Raw genomic sequence first — 13,170 nt, forward strand, 5'->3', positions numbered from 1 at the left:
GCACGCTCTTAAGACGAACGAAGGATCGCTCGACGACATGACAACTCTGTCCTGGACTGAACTCGACAATCGCGCAGTCGACACTGCCCGCCTCCTCGCCGCGGATGCGGTGCAGAAGACAGGGAACGGGCACCCGGGCACCGCAATGAGCCTGGCTCCCATCGCACACTACCTGTATCAGCACGGACTCACTCACGACCCGGCCGACCCGACTTGGGTCGGCCGTGATCGTTTCGTCCTCTCCTGCGGTCACAGTTCGCTCACGCAGTACGTCCAGCTCTACCTGGCAGGGTTCGGGCTCGAGCTCGACGACCTCAAGGCGCTGCGCACATGGGGTTCGCTCACCCCGGGGCACCCGGAAGTCGGCCACACCGCCGGCGTCGAGATCACCACGGGGCCCCTGGGCTCCGGACTGGCCTCGGCCGTGGGCATGGCCATGGCCGCTCGCCGTGAACGCGGACTCTTCGACCCCGAGGCGGCTCCCGGCAGCTCACCGTTCGACCACAACATCGTCGTGCTCGCCTCGGACGGCGACCTCGAAGAGGGAGTGTCCGGTGAGGCGTCATCGCTGGCCGGGACGCAGGAGCTGTCGAACCTGCTGGTGATCTGGGACGACAACAAGATCTCCATCGAAGACGACACCGCGATCGCCTTCGGCGAGGACACGGCCGCCCGGTACGCCGCCTACGGCTGGCACGTCCAGCACGTCGACTTCACTGCCGGCGGTGACTACCACGAGGACATCGAAGCCTTCCACGCCGCCGTCGAGGCTGCTCGCGCGGATTCCCGCCCCTCGTTCATCCGCCTGTCCACGATCATCGCCTGGCCGGCCCCGAACGCGCAGAACACCGGCGGGTCCCACGGTGCGGCCCTCGGCGAGGACGAGATCCGGGCGACCAAGGAGGTCCTCGGCTTCGACCCGGAGTCGACCTTCGCCGTCGACGACGAGGTTCTCGCTCACACTCGTCAGGCCCTGGACCGCGGTCGTGCCGCCCACCTCGAATGGGACAAGTCCTTCGCCGAATGGCGCACCGCCAACCCGGACAACGCCGCCCTCTTCGACCGTCTGTCCAAGCGCGAGCTGCCCGCCGGCCTCGATGCGGCTTTCCCGGTCTTCGAAGCCAGCGAGAAGGGCATCGCCACTCGCGCGGCGTCCGGTCAGGTTCTCAATGCGATCGCCGAGACCATGCCCGAACTCTGGGGCGGTTCCGCCGACCTCGCGGGCTCGAACAACACTCTGATCAAGGGTGAGCCGAGCTTCCTGCCCGCTCACCGCTCCACGGGTGCATTCTCCGGCCACGAGTACGGACGCAATATCCACTTCGGCGTCCGCGAGTTCTCCGCCGGTCTCATCGGCAACGGCATCGCCCTGCACGGCGGAACCCGCCCGTACAACGGCACGTTCCTCGTCTTCAGCGACTACCAGCGGCCGGCCGTGCGCCTGGCTGCCCTCCAGCAGCTGCCGAACCTGTTCGTGTGGACCCACGATTCGATCGGCCTCGGTGAGGACGGACCGACCCACCAGCCGATCGAGCACCTCTCCGCGCTGCGGGCGATCCCCGGCCTCGACCTCGTCCGACCGGCCGATGCGAACGAGACCGCGGTCGCATGGCGGAAGATCCTCGAACGCACCGACGGCCCCAGCGGACTCGTCCTGACCCGACAGGCCGTGCCGGTCCTCGACCGTGAGAAGTACGCCCCCGCCTCCGAGGCCGCACGCGGCGGCTATGTGCTCACCGATACCGGTGACCAGCCCGAGGTGGCCATCATCGCCAGCGGTTCCGAGGTCGCCATCGCTCTCGAGGCCGCCGAAGCTCTGCAGGCATCGGGCACAGCCGCTCGCGTCATCTCCATGCCGTGCCAGGAATGGTTCGACGCTCAGCCGGAGGACTACCGGGCCACTGTGCTGCCGCGAACGCTGAAGGCACGGGTGAGCATCGAAGCCGCCTCGGCGATGAGCTGGCACAAGTACCTCGGCGATGCCGGTCGTGCCGTGTCCATCGAACATTTCGGTGCATCCGCTGACTACCAGACCCTGTACGAGAAGTTCGGCATCACGGCCTCGGCCGTCGTCGACGCAGCAAAGGAATCCATCAACGCAGCAAAGGCGGAAGCATGAGTGAACGTCTCCAGCAGCTCAGCGCGGCCGGAGTCTCGATCTGGCTCGACGACCTCTCGCGCACCCGACTCGAATCCGGGGATCTCGCCCGCCTCATCGAGAGATCCTCCGTCACGGGTGTGACGACGAACCCGACGATCTTCGCGAACGCGATCTCGGCAGCCGACGACTACGACGCTGCGGTCGCCGAGCTCGGTGCCTCCGGTGCCGATGTGGATGAGGCCATCGAGGCACTGACCACAGCGGATGTCGCCGAGGCGGCCCGCCTGTTCCGTCCGGTCTTCGAGTCCACGAACGGCGAAGACGGTCGCGTGTCGATCGAGGTCGCTCCCCCGCTGGCTCATGATGCGCAAGCGACCGTCGCCTCGGCGAAGGCCCTGTGGGAACGGGTCGGCGAACCGAATGCGATGATCAAGATCCCGGCCACCGAGGAGGGACTCCGCGCGATCTCCGAAACGATCGCGGCCGGGATCAGCGTCAACGTCACGCTCGTGTTCTCCCTGACCCGCTACCGCCACGTCGTCGAAGCCTTCCTCCAGGGGCTGGAGAAGGCCCGCGCCGCCGGCCATGACCTCTCGACGATCCGGTCGGTGGCCTCGGTGTTCGTCTCCCGGGTGGACTCCGAGATCGATTCCCGTCTCGACTCCATCGACGACCCGAAGGCCGTGGAGCTCAAGGGCAAGGCGGGCATCGCGAACTGCGTGCTCGCCCATGAGATCCACTCGCAGCTGTTCACCTCCGAACGCTTCCGAGTCCTCGAACTCGCCGGGGCCCGTCCGCAGCGTCTGCTGTGGGCTTCGACCGGAGTGAAGAATCCCGACTACGCCGACACGATGTACGTGACCGGGCTCATCGCACCGAACACCGTGAACACGATGCCCGAACCCACTCTGGAGGCGTTCGCCGACCACGGTGAGGTCACCGGCCAGATCACGTCCGAGCACTACCGTGCCGCCGACGAGGTCTTCGACGCTCTGGCACGACTGGGCATCGACTACGCCGAGGTCATGACCGTGCTCGAAGAGCAGGGGCTGGAGAAGTTCAACGTCAGTTGGACCGAACTCCAGGAAACGATCCGTACGGCTTTGGACCGCTCATGAAGCTCTCACTCTCTGTTCCCGTCGATGAGGAGTTCGAGGCAGAGGCCGCGCGTCTCATCGAGGCCGGCCTGGCTTCCCGGCTGAGCGCCAAGGATGCGGAACTGTTCGACGGGGCCGCCGACGCCGCGGACCGGATGGGCTGGGTGGATCTTCCGCAGAACGCCGCAGATCTGCTCGATAAGATCGAATCCCTGCGGTTGCGTCTGCAGGAGCAGGGTCTGCGCACGATCAGCTTGGCCGGAATGGGCGGATCATCGCTCGCTCCCGAGGTGATGGCTCAGACGGCCGGTGTCCGACTCGAGATCATCGACTCGACGGATCCCAATCAGGTCGCCGAGGCGATCGGCACCGATCTCGAACACACGGTCCTCATCATCGCGTCGAAGTCCGGAACCACGGTGGAGACGGATTCGATCCGCCGCAGCTTCGCCGCGGCCTTCGAGTCGATCGGCGTCGATCCGGCGTCCCGGATGATCGCGATCACCGATCCGGGAACCGAACTCGAGGCGCTGGCCGCCGATCAGGGCTTCCTTGCGACCTTCCTCGCCGACCCCACGGTCGGCGGACGCTTCAGCGCTCTCTCGGCCTTCGGGCTCGTCCCCGCGGGTCTGGCCGGTGCCGATGTGCGCGGGATCATCGCAGAGGCCGCCGCGGCCGCCGCCGACCTGTCTGCCGACGGTCTGGACAATCCTGCACTGCGGTTCGGCGCTTGGCTGAGCATCGCCCACGCCCGGACGACGGAGAAGCTCGTCCTCGCCGAAAGCGCCGAGCGGCTGAACGGGCTCGGGGTCTGGATCGAGCAGCTCATCGCCGAATCCCTCGGCAAGGACGGTCAGGGCATCCTTCCCGTCGTCGTCGACTCCCCCGCCGACATCGGGTTCTCCGATGCACGTGCAGACGCACTCCTGTGCCTGCTCGGGCCGGCAGCCGATGGCTCAGAGCTGGGTGCGCCGTCCGGATTCGAAGCGACTATCACCGGTGGGTTGGGCGAGCTGTTCCTGTTCTGGGAATACGCCACGGCCATCGCCGGGTACAGCATCGGGGTCAATCCCTTCGACCAGCCTGATGTGGAGGCCGCGAAGGCACAGGCCAGGCACCTGCTCGACGGACCGGACTCGGGTTCGACGGAGCAGCCGCGGTTCCGTGAGGGAGACATCGACGTTCTCGAGGTCGTCGATGAGGCCACTGATCTCGTCGGAGCCCTTGAGGAGCTGTTCTCGCAGGTCGACGAGTACGGATATGTCGGCATTCAGGCCTACCTCGATCGGATCGCCGATGCCGAGGCTGCGGATCTGCGTCCGCTCGTGTCCACACATGCCGGAGTGCAGACGACCTTCGGCTTCGGCCCCCGCTACCTGCATTCGACCGGTCAGTACCACAAGGGCGGTCATCCGAACGGAGTGTTCCTCCAGATCACCGGTGAGGCTCGCACTGACCTGCTGGTGCCGGGACGCGACTTCGGCTTCGCTCAGCTGCAACGCGCCCAGGCCGCCGGCGATGCGGCGGTGCTGAGTGAGAAGGGCCGACCCGTGGTGCGTCTGCACCTGCTTGATCGTTCTCGTGGGCTCGAACAGCTGCGGGAGGCGATCGGGTCGATCAGCCCGCGCCACCACTTCGGCCACGACTGATCTGTCTGAAACGGCACTGATCCGCCGGCACGACGGACAGAGCACGAACAGAGAAGGACCCCGACCGATTCGGTCGGGGTCCTTCTCATTCGTCCACCGGGGCGTCGCCTCGGTGTCGGTGTCTCACGGTCTCGGCATCAGCGGGCCACGATGGCTCAGGAGTTGAACCGAGTGAGAACGCCCAGCAGGATGATGCAGGCCGCCCAGATGATCGCCATGAGCGTCGTGAACCTGTTGAGATTGCGCTCCGCGACGCCCGAGGATCCCAGCGACGAGGACATTCCGCCGCCGAACATGTCGGACATGCCACCGCCCTTGCCCTTGTGCATGAGGATCAGCAGGGTGAGGAAGATGCTCGTGAGCACGAGCAGCGCGATGAGAATGATGTTGAGGATTTCCACGTCGGATTCAACCTATGTTTCGTCGAGTGTTTCGTCGAATGATGCGTCTGTCAGTCTACTTCGCGACCGCGGCCTTGCACAAAGCGGCGAAGTCCGGACCGCTGAGGCTCGCACCTCCGACCAGTGCGCCGTCGACGTCCACGGAGGCGACGATTTCGGCGACGTTGTCGGCCTTGACCGACCCGCCGTAGAGAATGCGGGTGGTCTGGGCAAGAGCCTCGCCATACTTCTCACCGATGCGTGCGCGGATCGCCGATGCCATCTCGGCGGCATCGGCGGCAGTGGCTGTCTCTCCGGTGCCGATCGCCCAGACGGGTTCGTAGGCGATGACGAGGCCGGAGAGGTCGCCTGCGTCGAATCCGGCCAGCGACTCCTCGAGCTGTCCGAGGGTGAACTCGACGTGGCTCTTCTCCTGCCGCTGTTCCAGCGACTCCCCCACGCAGAGGATCGGTGTGAGTTCGGCCGAAAGTGCGGCCTTGATCTTCGCGGCCACGACCTCGTTGGTCTCGTGGTTGTCGGCACGGCGTTCGCTGTGGCCGATGACCACGTAGCTGCAGCCGAGGCGGGAGAGGAACGATGCGGCGATCTCTCCGGTATGCGCTCCGGGAGCGTGCTGGGAGACGTCCTGGGCACCGTACTTCAGCCACAGCTTGTCCCCCTGGACGAGTGTCTGCACCGAACGGATGTCGGTGAACGGCGGAATGACGACGACTTCGCAGCGGCTGTCGTCGAGTTTGGCGTCCTCGAGTGCCCAGGCGAGCTTCTGGACAGCGGAGATCGCTTCCAGATGATCGTGGTTCATCTTCCAGTTGCCTGCCAGCAGCAGGGTGCGGTCGCTCATGGTGTCTGTCTTCCTCATCCGAGTGCGTCGAGTCCGGGCAGGGTCTTGCCTTCGAGATATTCGAGGCTGGCACCTCCGCCGGTGGAGATGTGGCCGAAGGCGTCATCGGCGAAGCCGAGGCTGCGCACGGCGGCTGCGGAATCGCCGCCGCCGACCACGGTGAGCCTCTGTCCCCCGCTGCTGCCTTCGTCGGCCAGAGCTTGGGCTACGGCTTTGGTGCCGGAGGCGAAGGCCGGGAACTCGAAGACGCCCATCGGCCCGTTCCAGAACACAGTGGTCGAGCCTGCGATGATCTCGGCATAGGCGCGCGCCGATTCGGGGCCGATGTCGAGGCCGAGGCCGTCGCCTCCGGCCGGAGTGTCTTCGAGTTCGGCGACGGGCCGGACCCAGTGCTCGGCGTCGGCGGCGAAGGAGGCGGCCATGACGATGTCCGTGGGCAGGACGATGCGTGCACCACCGGATCGGGAGCGTTCGAGGTAGCCCTTGACGTCGTCGATGCGGTCCTTCTCGACCAGGCTCGACCCGATGTCATGACCGAGTGCGGCGAGGAAGGTGAAGACCATTCCCCCGCCGATGAGCAGATTGTCGGCGCGGTCGATGAGGTTGTCGATGACGCCGAGTTTGTCCGAGACCTTGGATCCGCCGAGGACGACGGTGAACGGGGATTCGGGGTTGTTGAGCAGCCTGTCGCTGACCTCGACTTCCGCACGCACGAGTGAGCCGGCATAGTGCGGGAGGAGGCCGGCGATGTCGTAGACCGAAGCCTGCTTGCGGTGGACGACGCCGAATCCGTCGGAGACGAAATCGTCGGCCAGCGCTGCCAGCTGGGTGGCGAATTCCTGGCGCTCAGCATCGGACTTCGCCGTCTCGCCGGGATTGAAGCGCAGGTTCTCCAGCAGCAGCACGTCACCGTCGGACAGGGCTGCGGCCTTCGTCTGCGCATCGTCACCGACGGTGTCGGCGGCGAAGGCGACCGGACGGCCGATGGCTTCGGCGAGTTCGGGGACGATCGGGGCCAGTGAGAACTGCGGATCCGGTTCTCCCTTCGGCCGGCCCAGATGCGACATCACGATGACCTTGGCTCCCGCCTCGGCGAGGGACCTGATCGTTCCGGCCGAGGCCAGGATGCGACCGCGGTCGGTGATCGTGCCGTCGTCCATCGGCACGTTGAGATCGCTGCGGACGAGCACCGTGTGTCCGGCGAAGATGCCCGCATCGTCGAATGTCCTCATGAGTCCCTTTCGCTGAGAATGTAGCTGACCATGTCTTTGAGTCGGTTCGTGTATCCCCACTCGTTGTCGTACCAGGCCACGACCTTGATCTGGTCGCCCAGCACCATCGTGAGCTTGGAATCGACGATCGCCGAGGCGGTGGTGCCGACGATGTCGCTGGAGACGAGTTCGTCGGTGGAGAAGTCGAGGTAGGGCGATCCGTCCGCGGCGGAGGCGAGGATCGCGTTGACCTCGTCGCGGTCGGCGCTCTTGGAGGTGGTGAAGGTGAAGTCGATGATCGATCCGGCGGGCACCGGCACGCGGACGGCGAGTCCGTCGAGCTTGCCCTCGAGGTGGGGCATGACGCGGCCGACGGTGCGTGCGGCTCCGGTGGTGGTCGGCACGATGTTGACGGCGGCGGCTCGGGCGCGACGCAGGTCCCGGTGGGGTCCGTCGACGAGCATCTGGTCGCCTGTGTAGGCGTGAACGGTGTTGAGCAGACCGGATTCGACGCCGAGGGCGTCGTCGAGCGCCTTGACGACGGTGGCCATGCAGTTCGTCGTGCACGAGGCGTTCGAGACGACGGAGTGCGCGGACGGATCGAAGGTGTCTTCGTTCACGCCCATGACGAGGGTCGCGTCGACGTCCTTTCCGGGGGCGGAGAGTACGACGGTCTGCACGGTGCCGCCGAGGTGGGCCTCGGCCTGGTCCTGCCGGGTGAAGCGTCCGGTGGATTCGACGACGAGTTCGACCTTGTGCGAACTCCAGTCGATGGCGGACGGGTCGGCTTGGCTCGTCACCGCGATCTCTCGTCCGTCGACGATGATCGCCTCGTCGGCGGCGTCGACATCATGGTCGAAGCGAGGCCACACGGAGTCGTGCGAGAGCAGATGAGCCAGGGTCGTCGTATCGGTGAGATCGTTGATGGCCACGACCTCGAAATCAGCATCGGGTTCGAGGGACAGACGGAACAGGGCACGGCCGATGCGGCCGAAGCCGTTGATGGCGATTCGTCTCATGCCTCGATCTTAGCGATCCTCGAGCATTTCCGGGGTCAGACTGGCTTCGGTGCCGGGAATTCCCAGTTCTTCCGCATGCTTGTCCGCAGTGGACAGCAGCCTGCGGATCCGGCCGGCCACCGCGTCCTTCGTCATCGGCGGGTCGGCGAGCTGACCGAGCTCTTCGAGGGACGCCTGTTTGTGGGTCACGCGAAGCTGACCGGCGTAGCGGAGGTGTTCGGGGACGTCGTCGCCGAGGATCTCCAGGGCGCGTTCGACCCGGGCGCCGGCGGCCACGGCGGCCCGTGCCGAGCGACGCAGGTTCGCATCGTCGAAGTTCGCCAGGCGGTTCGCGGTCGCGCGGACCTCCCTGCGCATCCGCCGTTCCTCCCAGACCAGCACGGCGCTGTGGGAGCCCATGCGGGTGAGCAGCGCGGCGATATCGTCGCCGTCGCGGATGACGACGCGGTCGACTCCCCGGACCTCGCGGGCTTTCGCACTCAGTCCGAGTCGGCGGGCTGCGCCGACGAGGGCAAGAGCCGCCTCGGGGCCGGGGCAGGTGACTTCCAACGCCGAGGAGCGCCCCGGCTCGGTCAGTGATCCGTGGGCGAGGAAGGCTCCGCGCCAGGCGGCTTCGGCATCGGCGACGGAGCCGTTGACGATGGCCGAGGGCAGTCCGCGCACGGGACGGCCGCGGTTGTCGACGAGTCCGGTCTGGCGGGCCAGTGCTCCCCCGTCACGGGTGACGCGCAGCAGGTAGCGGTTGGAGCGGCGGATTCCGGCGGCATTGATGACGACGATGTCGGCATGCTGACCGTAGAGATCCTTGATCTCCGCTCGCAGCCGTTTGGCGGCCTGGGCAGTGTCGAGTTCGGCTTCGAGAACGATCGAGCCGTTGACGAGGTGGAGGGCGGAGGAGAAGCGGAAGATCGAGGACACCTCGGCCTTGCGGGCGGAGGTGCGAGTGATCTTCACTCGCGCCAACTCGTCCTTGACCTGAGCGGTCAGTGCCATAGCTCGTCCTCCTGCACCTGAAGTTCTACCACTGCTCGGCGACGCCGATCCCGGCGTCCAACAACATGTCACGGTAGCATGCCGCCAGCTTGAGGCTGTCATGCTGTCCCTGCCTCCGTGAGCGCAGGGGACGTTCCCAGAGTTTCGCTCCGAACATGTCCTCGGCCCGCTGCGGCAGGTCGGGTTCGAGTTCGGTGGCCGCCTCGTCGACGAGAACATAGTCCAAGGTCAGTGAGCGGGCATGACGGTGGAGGGAGACGAGGTGTTCGCCGAGGCTCAGGTCCTTCGTCTCACCGTCGGTGGAACTGAGGTTGAGCGTGAGGGATTTCACCGCTGTCGAGGCCACGATCGCCTCGGCCAGCGAAGGCACGAGCAGGTGCGGCATCACCGAGGTGTACCAGGAGCCGGGGCCGAGGTTGAGAACCTCGGCCTCCTCCACGGCTTCGATCGTCTCGTAGCGGGCAGGTGGAGCCGCCGGGTCGAGGCGCACGGTCTCGACGTGGCCGATCGTGGAGGCGAGCACGGACTGTCCGCGCACGACCTGGAAGGAGCCGGGGAACTTCACATCGGCTTCGATCGTCAGCGGCACCGAGGACATCGGCAGCACTCGACCGTGAGCGCGCAGCAGCCGGGCCATCCAGTCCAGGCCGGCCACATGGTCGCCGTGGATCTGCCACAGTGCTGCGATGAGCAGATTGCCCACCGCGTGACCGTGCAGCTCACCTGTCGATTCGAACCGGTGCTGGATGACATCACGCCAGGTCTGGCCCCATGTGCCGTCGTCGCAGAGTGCGGCCAGAGCCATCCGCAGATCGCCGGGAGGCAGTCCGCCGAGTTCGTCGCGCAGTCGTCCGGATGAGCCGCCGTCGTCGGCGACTGTGACGACCGCGGTGAGGTCTTCGGTGAGCAGACGGAACGCCCTCAGCGCCGCGTAGAGTCCGTGGCCTCCGCCGAACGAGACGATATTGGGACCGTCCTTCTGTGCGCCCGTGGAGATGACGGGCAGATCTTCGGTCTCCATGTCATTCTCTTCCCAGATCGCGGTGACGCACGGCCACTGGGATCCCGGTCTGGGCCGACAGCAGTCGTCCGACCCTTTCGCTGATCGCCACGGAACGGTGTTTGCCGCCCGTGCAGCCGATTCCGATCATCGCGTAGCCGCGGCCCTCGTGCAGATATCCCTCGGCGACGGTGGACAGGGTTGCGGCATAGCGTTCGATGAATTCCTCGGCGCCGTTCTGCTCGAGGACGTAGGCCGCGACATCGGAGTCGAGTCCGTTGTGTCCGCGCAGATGGGGAATCCAGTACGGATTCGGCAGGAAGCGGACGTCGGCGACGTGGTCGGCGTCCTTGGGCAGGCCGTATTTGAAGCCGAAGCTCATCACCGTCAGCCGCAGCGGCGGGGTGTCGTCGTCGCTGAAGCGTTTGCGCACCTCCGCGGAGAGCTGGTGCACGTTGAGGTCGGAGGTGTCGACGATGATATCGGCGCGGTGTTTGAGGGACTCGAGTTCGGCACGTTCGGCTTCGATGCCGTCGAGCAGGGTCCCCTCCCCCTGCAGTGGGTGGGGCCGCCTGGTCGATTCGAAACGTCGGACGAGGACTTCGTCGGAGGCGTCGAGGAAGACGATGCGCAGGGACAGACCCTGATCGACGAAATCGCTGATCGTCTCCTGCAGTTCGGTGTATTTGGTGCGCCCTTTGGCGTCGATGACGATGGCGATCTTCGGCAGGGCGCCGTCGGCACGGGCGACGAGTTCGACGAGCGGACGCATCATCTGCGGCGGCAGGTTGTCGACGACATACCAGTCCATGTCTTCGAGCACATTGGCCACGGTGGTGCGGCCCGCTCCGGACATGCCGGTGACGAGCACAACCTCGATGGGGTGGTCGGATCCGTTCGATTCGGCCTGCACGCTCACTCGTCCTCCTCTGTCCGTGCCCGATCGTTCGGTGGGCACTGTACCTCTCGGCACTACTCTAGGGCAGAATCGCAGAGCTCAGTCGGCCAGAGCCGTGACGATCTTCGCGGCGAGGGAGGGACCGATTCCCTTGACCTCGCAGATCTCCTCGGCGGTGGCAGCACGGACCTTCTTCACAGATCCGAAATGGCGCAGCAGAGCGGTGCGCTTCGACTCTCCGAGACCCGGAATGTCGTCGAGCACGGAACTCGTCATCGCCTTCGCACGTTTCGACCGGTGATAGGTGATGGCGAAGCGGTGGGCCTCATCACGCAAGCGCTGCATGAGGAAGAGCCCCTCGGAGTTACGTGGGAGGATGACCGGGAACGGATCGTCCGGTATCCAGATCTCTTCGAGCCGTTTGGCCAGACCGACGACGGAGATGTCGACGATGCCGAGATCCGTCAGTGCCCGCGTCGCTGCCGCAACCTGCGGGCCGGCACCGTCGACGACGAGGAGGCTGGGTCGATAGCCGAAGCGCTCATCGGGCTCCTCGGAGGTCATCTGTTCGAGGTAGCGGCTGAAGCGACGGGAGACGACGTCGTACATCGAAGCCGTGTCGTCGGCCGCGGCTTCACCGTGGATGGCGAAGTGTCGGTAGTCGCGCTTCTTCGCCATTCCGTCTTCGAACACGACGAGGGAGGCGACGACGTTCGATCCCTGGGTATGGGAGATGTCGATGCATTCGATGCGCAGCGGTGCTTCTGGCAGGTCGAGGTGCTCCTGGATCTCCTTGAGAGCCTGGCTGCGGGTCGTCAGGTCGGACGAGCGTTTGAGCTTGTGCTGGATGAGCGCTTCCTTCGCGTTCTTCCCCACGGTCTCCAGGGCCGCCTTCTTCTCCCCGCGCTCGGGTACCCGCACGGTCACCCGCGAACCGCGCTGCTCGCTCAGCCAGGCCTCCAGGGACTCCAGATCCGCCGGCAGTGTGTCGACGAGGATCTCCTTCGGAATGGCATCGGCATCGAGTCCGGAGTAGGCCTGTCGCAGGTAGTCGGTGGTCAGTTCCGCGGGCGTGTGATCATCGGAGCGTTCGATGATCCAGCCGCGTTGGCCGCGGATACGACCCTGGCGCACATGGAAGACCTGGACGGAGGCTTCGAGCTCCTCGGTGACGAGGGCGAAGATATCGCAGTCGGCGCTCACCGACAGGACGACGGCGGATTTGTCGAGGACCTTCTGCAGGGCGGAGATCTCGTCGCGCAGACCGGCCGCGCGTTCGTAGTCGAGTTCGGCCGCGGCTGTGGCCATCTCCTTCTGCCGGTGGCTGATGAACCGGCCGGTGTTTCCGGACATGAAGTCGGAGATGCTGCGGGCCAAGTCCTTGTGATCGTCCTTGCTGATCTGACCGACGCAGGGAGCAGCGCATTTGTCGATATATCCGAGCAGGCAGGGCCTGCCGCTGCGTTCGGCCCGCCGGTAGACCCCTGCTGTGCAGGTGCGCATCGGGAAGGCCTTGAGCAGCAGGTCGAGGGTGTCCTTGATCGCCCACACCTGAGCGAAGGGACCGAAGTACTTCACGCCCTTGCGGCGTTTTCCCCGGGTGATGAAGGCCCGAGGCACCTCGTCATTCATCGTGATCGCGAGGTAGGGGTAGGACTTGTCGTCGCGGAACATGACGTTGAACCGCGGGTTGAACTCGTTGATCCACGTCCATTCGAGCTGCAGAGCTTCGACCTCGGTGTCGACGACGGTCCACTCCACCGAGTTCGCGGTGTGGACCATCGTCGAGGTGCGCGGGTGCAGCTGGGCAGGGTTGGCGAAGTACGAGTTGAGTCGGTTGCGGAGGTTCTTCGCCTTTCCGACATAGATCACCCGCCGGTCGGGGTCACGGAATTTGTAGACCCCGGCCGATGTGGGGATCGACCCGGTGGCCGGACGGTAGGTGGATGGATCAGGCATT

Annotated in this window: 11 protein-coding genes; 3 read left to right on the top strand and 8 right to left on the bottom strand. The window is 65.8% G+C overall.

Annotated features, from left to right (window positions below):
- The first annotated feature begins 37 nt into the window (after nucleotides 1-37).
- Genes tkt through AC239G_RS09990 form a run of 3 tightly spaced genes read left to right on the top strand, consistent with a single transcriptional unit; the run spans nucleotide 38 to nucleotide 4,847 of the window.
- Nucleotides 38-2,119, top strand: a complete 2,082-nt coding sequence (gene tkt / locus AC239G_RS09980; protein ID WP_139467286.1) for a transketolase — start codon at nucleotides 38-40, stop codon at nucleotides 2,117-2,119.
- Nucleotides 2,116-3,219, top strand: coding sequence for a transaldolase (tal, locus tag AC239G_RS09985; RefSeq protein WP_376905644.1), 1,104 nt, complete (start codon nucleotides 2,116-2,118; stop codon nucleotides 3,217-3,219). Before tkt ends, tal begins: the two co-directional genes overlap by 4 nt.
- Nucleotides 3,216-4,847: a glucose-6-phosphate isomerase gene (locus AC239G_RS09990; RefSeq protein ID WP_487488768.1), complete on the top strand. Its 1,632-nt coding sequence runs from the start codon at nucleotides 3,216-3,218 to the stop codon at nucleotides 4,845-4,847. Before tal ends, AC239G_RS09990 begins: the two co-directional genes overlap by 4 nt.
- Nucleotides 4,848-5,002: 155 nt before the next feature.
- Here AC239G_RS09990 and secG read toward each other — a convergent pair whose 3' ends face one another.
- From secG to uvrC, 8 genes are all read right to left on the bottom strand, one after another.
- Nucleotides 5,003-5,248: a preprotein translocase subunit SecG gene (gene secG / locus AC239G_RS09995; protein WP_101544300.1), complete on the bottom strand. Its 246-nt coding sequence runs from the start codon at nucleotides 5,246-5,248 to the stop codon at nucleotides 5,003-5,005.
- 55 nt (nucleotides 5,249-5,303) lie between these two features.
- Nucleotides 5,304-6,089, bottom strand: coding sequence for a triose-phosphate isomerase (gene tpiA / locus AC239G_RS10000; RefSeq protein ID WP_487488769.1), 786 nt, complete (start codon nucleotides 6,087-6,089; stop codon nucleotides 5,304-5,306).
- Nucleotides 6,090-6,103: 14 nt separating this feature from the next.
- Nucleotides 6,104-7,321: a phosphoglycerate kinase gene (locus AC239G_RS10005; RefSeq protein ID WP_487488770.1), complete on the bottom strand. Its 1,218-nt coding sequence runs from the start codon at nucleotides 7,319-7,321 to the stop codon at nucleotides 6,104-6,106.
- Nucleotides 7,318-8,319 (bottom strand): type I glyceraldehyde-3-phosphate dehydrogenase, encoded by a 1,002-nt coding sequence (gene gap, locus AC239G_RS10010; protein ID WP_172169632.1) that lies wholly within the window; start codon nucleotides 8,317-8,319, stop codon nucleotides 7,318-7,320. The genes AC239G_RS10005 and gap overlap by 4 nt, the downstream gene beginning before the upstream one ends.
- Before the next feature lie 9 nt (nucleotides 8,320-8,328).
- Nucleotides 8,329-9,312 (bottom strand): DNA-binding protein WhiA, encoded by a 984-nt coding sequence (whiA, locus tag AC239G_RS10015; protein ID WP_139467292.1) that lies wholly within the window; start codon nucleotides 9,310-9,312, stop codon nucleotides 8,329-8,331.
- A gap of 25 nt (nucleotides 9,313-9,337) precedes the next feature.
- Complete coding sequence (locus tag AC239G_RS10020) at nucleotides 9,338-10,333, bottom strand: gluconeogenesis factor YvcK family protein (protein WP_101544310.1); 996 nt, start codon at nucleotides 10,331-10,333, stop codon at nucleotides 9,338-9,340.
- Between the two features lies 1 nt (nucleotide 10,334).
- Nucleotides 10,335-11,225 carry an RNase adapter RapZ gene (rapZ, locus tag AC239G_RS10025; RefSeq protein WP_373284074.1) on the bottom strand — a complete coding sequence of 297 codons (891 nt, stop codon included), beginning with the start codon at nucleotides 11,223-11,225 and terminating at the stop codon, nucleotides 10,335-10,337.
- Nucleotides 11,226-11,309: 84 nt separating this feature from the next.
- A complete protein-coding gene (gene uvrC, locus AC239G_RS10030) occupies nucleotides 11,310-13,169 on the bottom strand; it encodes an excinuclease ABC subunit UvrC (protein ID WP_172169638.1) in 1,860 nt (619 codons plus the stop codon).
- Nucleotide 13,170: the final 1 nt, after the last annotated feature.

It is taken from the genome of Brevibacterium sp. Lmc1 (assembly GCF_057654315.1).